General features: G+C 53.1%; 12 protein-coding genes. 2 read left to right on the forward strand and 10 right to left on the reverse strand.

Translation table 11 applies throughout. The features are described from left to right. Positions 1–121: 121 nt before the first annotated feature. From MKX70_RS02370 to MKX70_RS02380, 3 genes are all read right to left on the reverse strand, one after another. A complete protein-coding gene (locus MKX70_RS02370; protein ID WP_042232452.1) occupies positions 122–898 on the reverse strand; it encodes a DODA-type extradiol aromatic ring-opening family dioxygenase in 777 nt (258 codons plus the stop codon). Between the two features lie 86 nt (positions 899–984). After that, on the reverse strand, positions 985–1,815 hold the full coding sequence (locus MKX70_RS02375; RefSeq protein ID WP_042232450.1) for an alpha/beta hydrolase family protein: 831 nt from the start codon (positions 1,813–1,815) through the stop codon (positions 985–987). Between the two features lie 187 nt (positions 1,816–2,002). Continuing rightward, positions 2,003–2,203 (reverse strand): hypothetical protein, encoded by a 201-nt coding sequence (locus tag MKX70_RS02380; RefSeq protein WP_340839514.1) that lies wholly within the window; start codon positions 2,201–2,203, stop codon positions 2,003–2,005. 224 nt (positions 2,204–2,427) lie between these two features. Between MKX70_RS02380 and MKX70_RS02385 the strand changes: the two genes are divergently transcribed. Together MKX70_RS02385 and MKX70_RS02390 are read left to right on the forward strand one after the other, a co-directional pair. Continuing rightward, positions 2,428–3,090 carry a DUF1129 family protein gene (locus MKX70_RS02385; protein WP_340839515.1) on the forward strand — a complete coding sequence of 221 codons (663 nt, stop codon included), beginning with the start codon at positions 2,428–2,430 and terminating at the stop codon, positions 3,088–3,090. A 41-nt stretch (positions 3,091–3,131) separates the two neighbouring features. Continuing rightward, on the forward strand, positions 3,132–4,091 hold the full coding sequence (locus MKX70_RS02390) for a hypothetical protein (protein ID WP_340839516.1): 960 nt from the start codon (positions 3,132–3,134) through the stop codon (positions 4,089–4,091). 137 nt (positions 4,092–4,228) lie between these two features. Here the strand turns inward: MKX70_RS02390 and ilvA are convergent, their stop codons facing one another. The 7 genes from ilvA to purM all read right to left on the reverse strand — a co-directional run bounded on the left by ilvA (position 4,229) and on the right by purM (position 14,797). Continuing rightward, positions 4,229–5,491, reverse strand: coding sequence for a threonine ammonia-lyase IlvA (gene ilvA / locus MKX70_RS02395; protein ID WP_340839517.1), 1,263 nt, complete (start codon positions 5,489–5,491; stop codon positions 4,229–4,231). A 254-nt stretch (positions 5,492–5,745) separates the two neighbouring features. Then, positions 5,746–7,827, reverse strand: coding sequence for a methyl-accepting chemotaxis protein (locus MKX70_RS02400; RefSeq protein WP_340839518.1), 2,082 nt, complete (start codon positions 7,825–7,827; stop codon positions 5,746–5,748). A gap of 309 nt (positions 7,828–8,136) precedes the next feature. Then, complete coding sequence (locus tag MKX70_RS02405) at positions 8,137–9,498, reverse strand: SEC-C metal-binding domain-containing protein (RefSeq protein WP_340781068.1); 1,362 nt, start codon at positions 9,496–9,498, stop codon at positions 8,137–8,139. Positions 9,499–9,829: 331 nt separating this feature from the next. Continuing rightward, a complete protein-coding gene (gene purD, locus MKX70_RS02410) occupies positions 9,830–11,095 on the reverse strand; it encodes a phosphoribosylamine--glycine ligase (RefSeq protein ID WP_340781069.1) in 1,266 nt (421 codons plus the stop codon). A 23-nt stretch (positions 11,096–11,118) separates the two neighbouring features. Then, entirely contained in the window at positions 11,119–12,666 is a 1,548-nt protein-coding gene (gene purH, locus MKX70_RS02415) for a bifunctional phosphoribosylaminoimidazolecarboxamide formyltransferase/IMP cyclohydrolase (protein WP_042232438.1), read from the reverse strand. A gap of 473 nt (positions 12,667–13,139) precedes the next feature. Next, positions 13,140–13,757: a phosphoribosylglycinamide formyltransferase gene (gene purN / locus MKX70_RS02420; protein WP_340781070.1), complete on the reverse strand. Its 618-nt coding sequence runs from the start codon at positions 13,755–13,757 to the stop codon at positions 13,140–13,142. Further along, complete coding sequence (gene purM / locus MKX70_RS02425) at positions 13,757–14,797, reverse strand: phosphoribosylformylglycinamidine cyclo-ligase (protein WP_340839519.1); 1,041 nt, start codon at positions 14,795–14,797, stop codon at positions 13,757–13,759. The genes purN and purM overlap by 1 nt, the downstream gene beginning before the upstream one ends. Positions 14,798–15,535: the final 738 nt, after the last annotated feature.

Raw genomic sequence — 15,535 nt, forward strand, 5'->3', positions numbered from 1 at the left:
GTATGTAAGCTTTCTTTCATTTAATCATAGCTGGCAGAGTTTGTCTTGAGCACACCGGAAAATCTGCATACAAAAAAGGATACAGCCATTAGAGCGGCTGTATCCTGCATTTATTTGTGTATTAGTCGACCATCCAGCAGTTTAAGCTTAGGGTACCGTATTGATAGGCCTGAATCATTAATTGCGCCCGTTTGCCCTCATCGGCTGTACCCATTACATAGAAGAGCGGTACGAAATGTTCCTTACCGTAAGTGGGAACGGCCTCCCGCACATGCGGAGCCTGCTTCTCAAAAGCAAAAAGTGAAGCCAGATCCCATGCTTCGAGCCGCTCAGCGATCCAGGCATCGAAGTCGAGCGCCCAAGGCTCGGGCTGATCATCCTGCTTCAGCAGCCTGAGATTGTGGACCAGTCCTCCGCTTCCGATCAGGAGGATTCCTTCATCGCGCAGCGGAGCCAGCATCCGTCCGATATTGTACTGCTCCTCGGGAGAACGCATCGAATCGACGGACAAGGCTACGACCGGAATGTCGGCCTGCGGGAACATTTTCTTCAGAATAACCCAGACCCCATGGTCAAGGCCCCGGCCGAGTATAGGCTGATGACAAAGATTACTATCCTTGAAGAGTGCAGATATCCTGCTGCTTAACGCGGGATCGCCCGGGGCCGGGTAGGCCAGCTTATACATTTCTTCCGGAAAACCATAGAAATCATGCTGCGTTTCATGCTGTGCGTCCACTGTAATCAGCTGCTTGGGACTGTCCCAGTGCGCCGAGAAAACTACAATGCCGCGGGGCTTCCCCAGATCAGAACCCAGCCGCTCCAGGAAACGAGTGTATTCGTTATCCTCGAGAGCCAGCAGCGGAGAGCCATGCGCAATAAAGAAGGCCGGTAATTTCATAGGGTGCTAACCTCCATAACCCAGTATATGGTCTGCCCCTTTATTTTACCGCTTATTCTTGGGTATTGCACGCATGGGGTATTATCCTATATCATCCAATTCTGCCATTCTTCCTGCAGATGCTCCTGCTGATTCATCCAATCCCGGGTGCGCTTAAGCACCTGCTCCTGTGCCGGACCTGACGAGAAGGTATGATCGCCCTGGAAAATAATCTCCTTGTCGCAGCGGCCTTCAGGACGTGTCCAGAACAGCTTCTGGTAGAGGAAGGCATAGTCAACGGGAATAACATCATCGGAGGTTCCGTGGATGACCAGCACATCACCGCTGAATTTCCCGGCCTCCTGGAAGGGCTGGAACGCTGCCAGTGAGTTGAAGTATACCGGGGTGAATGAATAGCCGGAATAATCGGCTGAGCCGCTCTTCACCGACCGGTCATAGGCTTCCCTTCCGACAATCTTTACGATATCATTGAACGGATAACCAACCGCAGACCACAGCACTAGGTTCTTCACCCGCCGGTCACGGACACCGGTCAGCAACGCTACTGCACCGCCCAGACTATGTCCGATCAGCGTCACACGCTGCGGGTCCACATCGGCAGAGCTGATGCCGTAATCCAGCACCGCCCGGGTCTGGCTGATCATCGACTCCATATCTTCGCTCCCGTAATTACCGCTGCTCTCCCCGCAGCCTACGTAGTCAAAGCGGATAACCATATAGCCATCCTGCGCCAGCTCACGGGCTGCCTTAACGAAGATCCGGTCTACACCAATCCGGCTGCCCACGAAGCCGTGGCAGATCACTGCAAGCGGCACCCGGTTCTTGCACCGTCCGGTGCCTGCCTTGTCTGCGGATGGATAGTGGATGCTCGCTGTCAGTTCCTCTCCATTATGCCGGATGATAATATTCCGTTCCATTGCTGCGCCCTCCCTGAAAGCTGATTTATTTCAAATTATAATTATTCCGATTAATTTAGTATGATTTATATCTTTATTATACGATTCTCATTAAATTCTTGTCAATAACTATAGTCCTCCTTCCAGAAAAGAGCCCCTTCCGCTCCCGCAGGAGCAAAAGAGGCCGTGGGTCAAGCTTGAGCTTCACTCAGTCATAGCTGTCGTGAAACATATCGTGGGTCTCCCGCCGGCCTTCCCAGTCATCAAGCCCGTTCTCCGGCGCCACACCCGCAGCATCCCAAAGACTGAAGCCGTCAGAGTTGCCCCAATCCCCCACTTCATTAACAGGTGCAGGCGCGAAGCCGTCGCACACAAATTTGCCGGGTTCCTGTTTGTTCTCCTGTTTCATAACGCTCCCTGCCTTCCTCTAGCTATATTTGGTGAAGCAACCACCTCTTCAGTGTTCTCTCTTCCAAACGGATTATTCAGGGATAAACGAAAGAAAAGTTACGCAGAAGCGGAATCTTCTTATCCGCCTGCAAGGGTTGTCCTTGCACACCACTGCTGCACAAACGTATACTCTAGGTTAAAGGCTAACCTGATCAATCCACCTTGGAGGTATACGTCCATACTATGAAAGTCAAAGCTATGATTAAGCAAAACAACCTGCTGCGTGAGCAGATGACGCCATTTAACCGCTCTTTTTTTGAAGATATGATTCTGGCCATGCGGGCCAGCTCGGTAGACTCTGTCCGTGCGGAGGAGCTGCTGCTGGAGGCGGCTGAACTGCTGCTGAAGGGACAGGCCAAAGGCAGGAATGCCAAGCAAATCTTCGGCGAGAACCCCGGAGATTATTTCAAAGATGTGATGAACAGCAGCCCCCCGCGCTCTCCGCGCGGCAAGCTGAAGAACTCCCTGATGATCTCTTTGTCCGCCCTGACCATTCTGTTCGGAGTGATGGGCGCTGCCGGACTGATCATGCAGTGGAGCGGCGGGCCGGATGAAATCTTCGGCCAGATCAGTATTTTCACCCTTATCATAGTAGGTATCGGCTCGATTGTTCTGATTGAGCTTATTATGAAATGGATGGCCTCGTTGTCTGAGGACGATAGCCCGAAGCCCCAGGCTTTTGATATCAAAGGCCTGGGACTCTATGTCGGCATTGCGATTGCGGCCGTTTTTGCCGGAATGTTCCTCGATAATCTGTTCCCGGTCATCCGGATTGCACCTTGGGTCAGTCTGGTTCTTGCCGCAGCCGGTGGTCTTGGACTGAAATTAATATTTTTCAAATCATAGAGAATATATTCAACTTTTATTCCACACAGGAGGAGACTTGTATGAAGAAGCACGTCGTTCTAACCGCCGCTATTGCTCTGCTCATGGGGCTGGAGGCAGCAAGCTCCGCTCCTGCCCGTGCTGAGAGCAGCGCGGGCCGCAGCACAGGCACCTCTGAGGCGGCTACCAGCGCTAAGGCGGGTGTTACCGGTACGGCCGTCCTCAGCCATGCTGAGGCTGTCTACAGGGCTGCGCTGCCGCTGTTCTCCTCAGGCAACCTTCCGGGCGCTATTACTTATATGAATACCAATCTGTATGCTGTCACTCCTTATCAGGCGACTGTTCTGACATTGAAGCTCGAGAACCTGCACAAATCGCTCCTGCCTTCCTGGGAGAAGAAATTCAGCAGCAGTGAGGTACAACGGAAGCTCATCTCCGTCTATAAGGCGGGAGTCAGCATGGTGAAGCTGACCGAGAGTACGGAGAATGCTTCACTGCGTGCGCTGCTGAAAAGCGCGGGAGAGAGCGGCTATAAGCTGGAGACGGCCGAAGGCACCTTTTTCCCGGTGATTGATTATGCAGCTTACCGCAAATATAAACTGTACGTGACAGAGGATATCCGTGATTATATTTCAATAATGGCGACCGAGTCGGATCTGCCCCCTTCCAAGGATAACGGGCTTGTGATCGCCTGGGGGGATGTCGCTTCCCGTGCACTAACCCAGGAGCAGTTCATTCAGACCTATCCCAAATCCAACCGCCTATCAGCAGTCAAGACACTTTATAACATGTACGCAGTGAATACATTCTATGGTCAGAACAACACGCCGCTCTTCCATTACGATAATCTGGAAATGGATCTGGAGGCACAGAAAGCCTACAGCAGCATCCTGGCCAAAAACAGCAGCACCAGCCCTTTCCTGCAGAAGCTCGATGGCTTCATGAAGCTGATGAAGAGCAACGGTTATCTCTTGGATGATGACGCCGAGCAGTATCTGAAGACAGAGGTGCCTCAGTCCTGATAAGCGAATACATCAGCAGCACGTGATGCGCGCAGCATCCTACTCTTATCATCATGAAGAAGACCCGCCCGGTTTGAACCCGGAGCGGGTCTTCTTCATGTCCATATAAACGGCTATTGCCGCCGATAACGATTATATTAAATCAGCATGCTGAATAAATTGACATCCTTGTTGATCTCTACGTAATCCACACCCTTCTGCTTCATCCGCTCAATCAGTGGGGCGTATGCATCTGTAGACATCAGCTCAATGCCTACCAGGGCCGGGCCGTTCTCCTTCTCGTTCTTCTTCGTGTATTCGAACCGGGTAATGTCATCGTCGGGTCCGACTACCTCAGTCAGGAATTCACGCAGGGCACCCGCACGCTGCGGAAAATTAACCATGAAATAATGCTTCAGGCCTTCATAGATCAGTGAACGCTCCTTGATCTCCTGCATCCGGTCGATATCATTATTGCCGCCGCTGACGATGCAGACCACGCTTTTGCCGCGGATTTGATCCCGGTACATGTCCAGCGCAGCAATCGGAAGCGAGCCTGCAGGCTCCACAACAATCGCATTCTCGTTATACAGCTCCAGAATGGTTGTACAAGCCTTGCCTTCCGGCACTTTGACTACATCATCCAGGAGTTTCGAGCAGATGTCGAAGGTCAAGCCACCGACACGTTTCACTGCCGCACCGTCCACAAACTTATTGATTTCCTTCAGGGTGATCACCTCACCGCACTCCATCGCCTCGCTCATGGAAGCTGCTCCGGTAGGCTCCACACCGATCACCTTGGTCGCCGGGCTCACGGTCTTCACATAGGTGGCTACACCTGCCGCCAGGCCGCCTCCGCCAATCGTAACAAAGACAAAGTCAGCCGGCTTGTCCAGGCTCTCCATAATCTCCATCGCAATCGTACCATTGCCAGCGATAATGCGCGGCTCATCAAACGGGTGAATCAGCGTCATGCTATAGTCTATACAAGCCTGCAGCGCTTCATCGTAAGCATCGTCGAAGGTATCCCCCTTCAGAATCACTTCCACGAATTCGCCGCCAAAACGCCGGACCTGCTTAATCTTCTGATTAGGTGTAGTGCTCGGCATAAAGATCTTCCCTTTGATTCCCAGTGCCTTACAGGAATACGCCACACCCTGGGCGTGGTTCCCCGCGCTTGCACAGACAATCCCCTTGGCTCTGTCCTCGTCGGACAGACTGCGGATCACATTGTAGGCCCCGCGGATCTTGAAGGAGCGTACAATCTGCAAATCTTCACGTTTCAAATACACATTACAGCCGTATTTAGCTGACAGTACCGCATCCAGCTGCAGCGGCGTACGGACGATAACCTCCCGCAGCACATGATGTGCGCGTACAATATCTTCCATTCCTACGATCCGGTTTTCGCCTTCTCTCATCTTTTCCTCGCCTCACTGTCTCTTTCTTATCGTTTCGCTTCTTGTAACATACTCTTCCATGGACATTTTTTCAACCCTTGTCCTCGTCACACAACACAGCATCCACTAGTGGTGGAATCCCGCTACTCCACTCCTCCATTCTTAAGTTCATCTTATATAGTTGTATAATGTACAATTAAAAACAGTGAAAAGGGAGCGCAACAAGCAAAACGGCCCTGCCGCAAACCGGCAGGACCGTCCATCCTTCACTATAACTAGACCTTAAACCGCGAGACCGTCTGCAGCAGCTGCGCCGAGCTCATCTTGATCTCCTCCATCTCGGCAACGATGCTGCCGGACTTGCCGATGATCTGCTCGGCCTGGACGGCGATGACCCCGGCCCCTTCTGCGCCTTCATTCGTTGCACTGCCCGTCTCGCTGATCGCGGTCAGCATGCTCTGAATGGAGGCCAGCAGCTCTTCAGAGGTGGCACTGAAGTCCGTAACCAGCTCATCAATATACTTGGCATCTTCGCTGTACCGTTCACCCGTCTCCTGCATCGCATCATAATCCTTCAGCACCTGCCGGTCCATGAAGCGCAGCATGCTCTCCGCGCCCTCGACCAGATTGGATACCGCCTGGACAACCGCTTCAGTCACTCCCTGGATTTCGGTCACTGTCTCCCGCGAGTTATCAGCCAGCTTGCGGATCTCCTCCGCCACAACGGCGAAGCCTCTGCCCGCATCCCCGGCCCTAGCGGCCTCGATGGAAGCATTCAGCGACAGCAGATTGGTCTGGGCGGCAATTTCCAGAATTGCTCCCGTGAGCGCGTCTATCTGTGAGATCGACTTCGACTGCTCAATCGCCATGCGCAGCTTCTCTTCACTCTCTCCGTAGATATGATCCGCCTGCCTGCGCGACTGGGCGGCTCCCTCTTTCAGCTTATCCGCCCGCACATTGATTTCCCTGGCCGCTTCCGCACCCTCTTGGGCTTTGCGGGCGATACCGTTAATGGCATGCTCGAATTCAATCGTGCTGGCGTTCATTTCTTCCATCGAAGCCGCCGTCTGCTGCATGCCCGCTGACAGCTCTTCGGTAATCCCCGACACATCGGTGATGCTGCCGTCGAGTACGAATACATTCTTCTCCGTATTCTCCACAGCGCCAGAGATGCTCTGCGAGCTGCGCATGATTTCCTGAATCAGCGACTGCTGTGAGGAGATCATATCGTTGAAGCCCTCTGCCAGTACGCCGATTTCCCCTTTGGCGGTAACCTTCGCTCTTACCGACAGGTCGCCGGACATCGCCTTCCGGAAGGCGGCCGTCAGGATAGGAATCTGCTTCAGAATACTGCCCGAGACAAAATACAACAACACAGACATCACTACAATTGAAGCAATAATCGACAGGATAAAAATCAGCTGGAATTTCTGCAGCTCCCTCTCCGCATGTTTCTCCGGCACAATCAGCGCCACGGACCACTGGTTCTCTACTGCCGGCGAATACGACACATAACTGGTCTCTCCGTCAATATCCGTCTTCATCACATTCGAGCCCCACTGTACCATCTTATCCCCGACTGCTTTCCAGTCTTCACCGAGATCGGACATTTTCTTCAGCAGAATATTGTCTGTATCCGGATGGTAGATGAAGGTTCCAGTCTTATCAATCAGTACCGCATACCCGCTGCCATTGTAATTAAAAGCGCTCAGCGCCTGGGTAATCTGCTCCGTGGAGATATCCGCACCCGCCACACCAATCAGCTTACCGGTATCGTCGAGAATAGGTGCGCTGACACTCACGACCATTTTGCCTGAGCCGGCATCAATATAGGGGTCCGTAACCGTAACACGCTTATTCTTGGCTGTGTTGGCATACCAGCCCCGTTCCTTCAGCACGAAGTCCGCCGGCGGCTCGAACTCATCCTGCGTAATCACCTTGTTCGCAGCATCCAGACCTATGTACACATTCAGCAGGTTCTTATTGTTGCTCTTGACAAGATTGAGGGTGCGGATCAGTTCACTGTACCCGCTGGTGGTCTTCGCTGTTTCCGGATCATCTACACTGGCAATATAGTCACGGATATAGGCGTTGGCATTCAGAAGCTCTACACTGTCCGAAGCGGGCTGCAGCAGCTCATTGACCTTAACGCTGATCTCTCCTTTCTCATAAGTCAGCGAATTGTTCAAGTCATTGACTATAATTTGCTTGGCATTGCTGTAAATCACTACGGATACAATAACGAAAATAGCAACTACAGAGATAATCACCGACAAAAACAGCTTGGCGCGAATCCCCATATTGCTTAAAAATGATGTCAGCAGCGCCTTATCTTTCTTGCTCTTCCTCAGTGCCATAGGACTCCCCACCTTCAAATGTAAATAGGCTCAGGCAATACTCTCACTCGAATGCTCCCTGTCTTTTCGACTTATTTCTGCAAAAAAGCTCTTTATCCCTTTAACGTTTTACTTCGAGCTGTGAAATAAGTGTGACCATGTCAGGTATTTTCAGAAAAACACAGCATTAAACAAACATTTTCATTTAAAAATAGGCTTCTTTTACTATTTTTATCGGATAATGTAGGTCGGAGGGTTAATCCATGTCAGGTTATCTACAAAAAAAATACAGCCCCGGAGGACTGTGTTGGATATTCCCGTGTATACGTTCTATTGTTTCAGCATCCATTTGAGCAGATCCGGCATGCTTGCCCACAAACGCGAATGCATAATGACATATTCAATGGCTTCATTGGAATCGCCCATTCCGACAAAATCCGGGAGATTATGCGGCAGCCGCTTCACACCCAGCAGATAATCAGGCACATGCTTGTTCACTCCGCGCGCTACACGGTACAACATTTTGAGTTGCGAGGTAATTCCGTTCTTCTTGAACTCCAGTACAATCCGGTCATAGGCAAAAGCCGCTGCGGCATCGTCTTCCCCGTAGTTCTTGATCACCCGCTCCGCTTCCTTCAACTGGTTGCTGTACAAGTAGACAGCGGCCAAAAGATAGCGGGCGCCGGTATTGTCACCCGGATTAAGCTCGAGAATATGCTCCAGAATCTCCGCTGCTTCCTCTGCCTTTCCGCCGAACCAGCAGGATTCCGCATAGCTTTGGCAGATACGGATATAAGGGCGGGTCTCCGTAAGCCCCCAGAAATACCCTTTGTTCTTGGTAAAATAAAGCTCGCCCAGTTCACGTCTGCCTGCAGCGATTCCCGCTTTGAGGAATTTACGCGCCTCATGCTCATTCTCCGATTCCTCGGCCAGAATAAGATAGGCATCCGGACTGTCCGGATAAATCTCCAGTGCCGTCTCCGCCAGCTGAACACGGCGTTTCGCAGAAGTGGCCTCCACCGCTTTGTACAGAAGGGCTTGCGCCTTCTCCTGGGGAGTGCCCGGACCATTCAGCGCGATCAGCTCATCAGCTTCTCCGCCCATTCCGTGTTCTTCGACATAATTATATATTTCTTTGACTTTACGGGAGATGGTGGCCGCCGTAACTTCGTATTTATCAGCAAGCTCCGTCTGCGACAGCATGAAGCCGTATTCCTCTGACAGCAGATATTCGATAGCCGCGCAGAACGAGCCGGCTTTCTTCACCGCAGGTTTGGTCTGCCGGGAGAAGCCATTCCACAGCACCAGGGCTTCCAGAATCAGTTCGCGGTCGTATTGATTTCTCATGCTCTCAATGAGCTGCAGCGCCAGCTGTTCATGGGCCGGATGCTCCCATTTCAGTTCGCGTGCGACCATCTTTTTCAGCTTGGGCAGTGTAAGCTTACTCTCGGTACGTACAGCGGCCTCCACTGCTGACTGTTCCTGTACGGATTCGCTGAATACAACCTCTTGTGCTGCCGCATCCTCCGTCGTTACCAGCCGCAGTATGGATTCGACTGCTGACGTTTCTTTATCCAAGCAGCACTTCTTATATTTTTTCCCGCTTCCGCATGGGCATAAGTCATTTCTTCCGACCTTACTCAAAACTAATTCCCCCTTAAATCTGTAACTAAACATCCGCATAAACCGCATCGCTGTTATTGTACTTAAGTATCATTTCCCGGCACGGGGTTTTCTATATCTCCTGAAAATCAGCAAGTGGAAACAACTTTTACGTCAATTGAAATTTTAAAAAAGGCCTTTCCATGAAAGGAAAGACCCTTTATCTGTATATATCCGCACATTTTCCCCCGTACGAGTTGTATTATAGCACTTCTCCTACTACTTGTCAGTCCTTTTTTTGGGTCTAATAGCATAAACTAACCCCGCAAAGTGGGGCTTTAGCTTCGATGACTATACGGGTAATTTGCATTGGCCCCAAAGCATAGGCACTCTTATCTGGCTGAAATACAGTGCTTTATCCTCAGATCAGAGCCTTCATAGCGATGTCACTGCGGTTTTGTTTGCCCGGGAATGTAATCTTCGCTGCGCTGGCATATGCGGCTGCACGTGCTTCGGCAATCGTAGGCCCCATGCCTACAACTCCAAGCACCCGGCCGCCGCTGGTTACCCAGCTGCCATCCTCACCGCGCGCGGTTCCCGCATGGAAGACCAGTCCGTCCGTGTCCGCTTCAAGTCCGCTGATCGGCACACCCTTCGGATACGGACCGGGATAACCTTCCGAAGCCAGGACCACGCAGACTGCGGCCTCCTCGCTCCACTCAATCTGGATATCCGCCAGCCTGCCTTCTGTAACAGCCAGAAAGATCTCCAGCAAGTCGCTTTGCAGCCGGGGAAGAACAACCTGCGTCTCGGGATCACCGAAGCGGGCATTGAATTCTATCGTCTTCGGTCTGCCGTCCGGCGAGATCATAAGCCCTGCGAACAGCACGCCGCTGAAGGGGCGCCCCTCAGCCACCATGGCTCTGGCCGTCGGCTCGATGATGGTCTCCACCGCTTCGCGGATAATAGCCTCATCGATATGCGGAAGCGGGGAGTATGTCCCCATACCTCCCGTATTAGGTCCTTTATCGCCGTCGAATACCGGCTTATGGTCCTGTGCAGCTGCCATCGGACGCACTGTTTCGCCATCCACAAAGGCCAGAATCGACATTTCCTGCCCCGCTAGATACTCCTCGATCACGACCTGTGCGCCGGCTTCACCAAAGACCTTGGCCACCATAATATCCTCCAGGGCCGCCTCCGCTTCCTCACGGGAATACGCCACGGTCACCCCTTTGCCTGCGGCCAATCCGTCCGCCTTGATTACAATCGGCAGCTCCTGAGTCCGCAGATAGGCAAGTGCAGTCCCGTAATCGCTGAACTTCTCATACGCCGCTGTCGGAATGCTGTACTTATGCAGCAGATCCTTCATGAAGGTCTTGCTGCCCTCGATTTCCGCCGCATTCTTCCGCGGGCCGAATACAGGAATGTCCTGTGCTTCGAATGCATCGACGATCCCTGCTGCCAGCGGATCATCCGGTCCGATCACGACCAGCCCGATCTCCCGTTCCTTGGCGAACGCGGTCAGCTTATCGAACTCAAATACACCGATCGGCACACATTCCGCAAGCTGCGCAATCCCGGCGTTGCCGGGTGCGCAGTAGATTTTACCGGCCTTGGGGCTGCGGATTAAGCTCCAGATGATCGCATGCTCCCGGCCGCCGCCGCCGACCACTAAAATATCCATAAGTATGTTACCCTCCCAGCGTTCTAGTGTTTGAAGTGGCGAACGCCGGTGAAGACCATGGCAATGCCGTATTCATTAGCAACCTTAATGGATTCCTCGTCCTTAATCGAGCCGCCCGGCTGAATAACTGCCGTAATACCAGCCTTGGCAGCCATCTCAAGGGTATCTCCCATCGGGAAGAAGGCATCTGAAGCCAGCACGGAGCCTTTGGATTTCTCTCCAGCCTGCTCGATCGCAATCTTAGCCGCGCCGACACGGTTCATCTGTCCTGCACCTACGCCTACGGTCATATTATCAGCCGCCAGCACGATCGCGTTCGACTTCACATGCTTAACAACCTTCCAGCTGAAGAGCAGCTGCTTCAGCTCTTCTTCCGTTGGTTTGCGGTCGGTTACGACCTGCAGCTCCTCCGGATTCACGGAATGGACGTCACTTTCCTGCACAACCATTCCCCCTTCAATGGAGGTTACGACAAAGCTGGTTTTGCGGGAAGCCGCCGTGCTGAGGTTGCCCAGCTTGAGCAGGCGGATATTCTTTTTCTTCGTCAGGATTTCCAGCGCTTCATCCGTGAAGCCCGGAGCCAGCACGATCTCAAGGAAAATATCCTTCAGCATATTAGCCGTATCCTCATCAATGATCCGGTTCGCTGCTACAATTCCGCCGAAGATGGAGGTTGGATCAGCATTGTACGCTTTTTGATAAGCCTCATATACACTCGCCCCCACGCCTACGCCGCAAGGATTCATATGCTTAACAGCTACAACAGCCGGTTCTTCGAACTCTTTGACAATCTGGAGCGCGGCATTCGCATCGTTGATGTTGTTGTAGGACAGCTCCTTGCCGTGCAATTGCTCGGCAGCGGTGAGTGTATCCTGCGCAGCCAGCGGCTTGCGGTAGAAGGCAGCCTTCTGATGCGGGTTCTCCCCGTAACGCAGATCCTGGATTTTCTCATAAGTGACCGTATAGCGCTCCGGCAGCGGTTCACCGGTTACATTCGCCAGATAATCGGCAATCAGGGCATCGTAAGCCGCCGTGTGGCGGAAGACTTTGGCCGCAAGACGTTTGCGGGTTGCAAGGGTGGTATCTCCGCTGGCGCGAACCTCCTCAAGCACTGTAGCATAATCAGCCGCATCCACTACCACACTGACAAAAGCATGGTTCTTCGACGCCGAACGCAGCATCGTAGGTCCGCCGATATCGATGTTCTCGATAGCTTCCTCATACGACACATCCGGCTTGGCAATGGTCTCCGCGAACGGATACAGATTCACCACTACAAGGTCGATGTAGTCGAGTCCAAGCTCGTTCATCTGCCGAGTGTGCTCCTCGTTATCACGAACCGCAAGAAGGCCGCTATGTACAGCGGGATGCAGCGTTTTGACACGACCGTCCATAATTTCGGGGAAGCCCGTTACTTCGGAAATACCGATGACCGGAACGCCTTCTTTAGCCAGAAGTGTGCTGGTGCCGCCTGTGGAGATAATTTCTACGCCTAGTGCAGACAACTCGCGGCAAAAATCCACGATGCCCTGTTTGTCGGATACGCTGACCAGCGCTCTTTTGATACTCACTTTGAATAGTCCTCCTCTGGATTCACGCTAGATTAGGTTGTGGCCTATGATCGCAGGATCATTGTCGCCGGTTAGCCCGTGCTTATACTTGAGTTTGTAGTGTTTATATAATAAGTGGATTTACGTCATTTAATTTCGGCTTGTTATCAGCCGGATAAATTAGTTGGATATTGTCCATCTAAATGATGCCATATGCGCCTTAGAGCCTACGAGCGCCAGAATTAGTTGTACTGTATCCAATTACGTTCTACGATCGCTGGTATTCAGACAAATTAATTGGAGTGAATCCAATTGCTATATCGACAGCAACCGGCATCTCAGCAAACCCGTAATTCCGGCAATTTCAAACTGCTCAGTCAGCCCATCCGACATCTTGCAGACTTTGTGCAATATTTCCCGAGAAATATCAGAATCAGCCGCACCTGCCTGAAATACATTTATTCGTGTGTCAGATCCGGCTGGTATGGCTTCTGCTATTGTTCGCTGATTGTCGTTATTCTTCCGTTCAGATCCACTCTGCCGGCTGCCAAAGCTGCCACCACTTCGGGATACAGCCCGTACTCTACCTGGTGGATACGTTCTGCAAGTGAATCGGCTGTGTCTCCCGGCTTCACCTCAACGCTGCGCTGGGCAATAACCGGTCCGGTATCCATGCCTCCGTCGACAAAATGCACCGTCACTCCCGTCAGCTTCACGCCATAATCCAGCGCCTGGCCAATCGCATCCTTACCTGCAAAGGCCGGCAAAAGCGACGGATGGATGTTGATGATCCGTCCGGCGTAAGGCTCAAGCAGCACCGGTGAGATCAGACGCATGTATCCGGCCAACACGATCAGTCCGATGTCCCGGCGCTGAAGCTCCGCAACAATCGCTGCCTCGTACAGCTCGCGGCCCGCGAAGTCCTTCGGCCGCAGCAGGAGGGTGGGAATTTCCGCTTCCTCCGCCCGCTGTGCCACAGGCGCTTCCGGCTTGTCTGAGACCAGCAGCTCTATGCTGCCTCCGCCGAGCTTCCCCTCCTGCTGCGCCTGGACCAGTGCGGCGAAATTGCTGCCCTGCCCCGAAGCAAATACAGCGATCCGGCTCCACTCCATCAGACTTCAGCCCCCGTGAAGGTAACCTTGCATTCACCTTCTGTTACAGTGCCGATACGATAAGCTTCTTCCCCGCTGGCCTTCAGCAGCTCGAGCGCGCGCGCTCCGTCCGCTTCAGCTACCACCAGTACAAGGCCGATGCCCATATTGAAAGTGGTAAACATATCGCGGTTGCTTACCTTGCCTTTGCTCTGCATCAAAGCAAAGACTGGCTGAATCGGCCAAGAGCCGTAGTTAATCTCTACATTTACATTCTCAGGCAGTACACGCGGGATATTCTCGATGAACCCGCCTCCGGTAATGTGGGCCATACCTTTAACCGGAAGCTGTTCCAGCAGGGCCAGCAGCGGCTTCACATAGATTTTGGTTGGAGCCAGCAGAACGTCCACGAGTGGAGCGCCGAGTTCAGGCACTACATCGTTCAATCCGTAGCCGCCCTCCTCCAGCAAAAGCTTGCGCACCAGCGAGAATCCGTTGCTGTGAATGCCGCTTGATGCCAGACCAATTACAGTGTCTCCAGCTGCAATGTCTGCTCCCGTTACCAGCTTCGCTTTGTCAGCAACCCCTACGGTAAATCCGGCGATATCATACTCACCGGCCGAGTACATGCCCGGCATCTCCGCAGTCTCTCCGCCAATCAAGGCGCAGCCTGCCTGATGGCAGCCTTCGGCGATTCCGGCAACGATCGCCTCGATCTTCTCCGGCACTACCTTGTCGCAGGCCAGATAGTCGAGGAAGAACAGCGGCTCTGCGCCCTGGACTACGATATCATTTACACACATGGCTACAGCATCGATGCCAATTGTGTCGTGGCGGTCCGCTGCGAACGCGATTTTGAGCTTCGTGCCCACGCCGTCCGTTCCCGATACGAGGACCGGCTCTTCGTATTTGTCCTTATTCAGGCCAAACAATGCGCCGAATCCGCCCAGCTCCGTCATCACTTCAGGACGGTAGGTGCGCTTCACATGCTTCTTCATGCGTTCTACCGCTTCATTGCCAGCCGCAATATCCACTCCGGCGTTTTTATAAGCTTCCGACACTTTTGGACACCTCATTTAAATTAGTTTAGAGCGCGGTTCGGGGCGGCCTGGGTTTGGCCGGATTGGTGGTTATAGTCGTCATTACGAAGAATATTTGGACTTCCGGCCGCTGTTATATTTGGATTTCCTTGATTTGAACCGCTGGCCGCGGTAGAAATCCAAATATAAAGGCGGACGCTACCGCTCCTACAGTTCCAAAATTCCTCTCCATGACTCCAACCACCGGGGTTCAAACCCGTGCCGCAAGCCGAATTACGCGCCTTGCACAGCAGCAATGTTTCGGCGCTGTGGGCGAAGCCCAGCGCCTCCAAGCGCACGGGGCGAAGCCGTGCGATCCCTAAAGCGACAGAACCTCCGATTTTGCGACAGCAAACAGGGCAGGTTCTGGAGCACTTCCCGCACGGGGCGAAGCCGTGCGATCCCTAAGGCGACAGAACCTCCGGATTTGCGTTAGCAAACAGGGCAGGTTCTGGGGCTCTTCCCGCACGGGGCGAAGCCGTGCGATCCCTAAGGCGACAGAACCTCCGGATTTGCGTTAGCAAACAGGGCAGGTTCTGGAGCTAAGGCCCGGCGGGAAGCATGCCGCCAGGGCGCGGAGCGCCGTGAAGCGTGTCCCGGCCGTGCGCAGCACACAGGGACAAAGCGGGCACCCGCACCCACGCCCTCTTAGCAAGTTTAGAGCAAACTCCTTCCACCAAACTTCCGGGTGGCCGGAGGGCAGCGCCCTCCGGGGTCCCC

Origin of the sequence: Paenibacillus sp. FSL R7-0312, assembly GCF_038004445.1 — a bacterium.
Classification (GTDB): domain Bacteria; phylum Bacillota; class Bacilli; order Paenibacillales; family Paenibacillaceae; genus Paenibacillus_AQ.

Coding starts and splice junctions, on each gene's coding strand:
- purN (WP_340781070.1), bottom strand. CDS start 13,757: ATGGAGTGGAGCCGGATCGCTGTATTTGCTTCGGGGCAGGGCAGCAAT.
- ilvA (WP_340839517.1), bottom strand. CDS start 5,491: ATGAGAGAAGGCGAAAACCGGATCGTAGGAATGGAAGATATTGTACGC.
- purD (WP_340781069.1), bottom strand. CDS start 11,095: ATGGATATTTTAGTGGTCGGCGGCGGCGGCCGGGAGCATGCGATCATC.
- MKX70_RS02375 (WP_042232450.1), bottom strand. CDS start 1,815: ATGGAACGGAATATTATCATCCGGCATAATGGAGAGGAACTGACAGCG.
- MKX70_RS02400 (WP_340839518.1), bottom strand. CDS start 7,827: ATGGCACTGAGGAAGAGCAAGAAAGATAAGGCGCTGCTGACATCATTT.
- MKX70_RS02390 (WP_340839516.1), top strand. CDS start 3,132: ATGAAGAAGCACGTCGTTCTAACCGCCGCTATTGCTCTGCTCATGGGG.
- MKX70_RS02385 (WP_340839515.1), top strand. CDS start 2,428: ATGAAAGTCAAAGCTATGATTAAGCAAAACAACCTGCTGCGTGAGCAG.
- MKX70_RS02370 (WP_042232452.1), bottom strand. CDS start 898: ATGAAATTACCGGCCTTCTTTATTGCGCATGGCTCTCCGCTGCTGGCT.
- MKX70_RS02380 (WP_340839514.1), bottom strand. CDS start 2,203: ATGAAACAGGAGAACAAACAGGAACCCGGCAAATTTGTGTGCGACGGC.
- MKX70_RS02405 (WP_340781068.1), bottom strand. CDS start 9,498: ATGCGGTTTATGCGGATGTTTAGTTACAGATTTAAGGGGGAATTAGTT.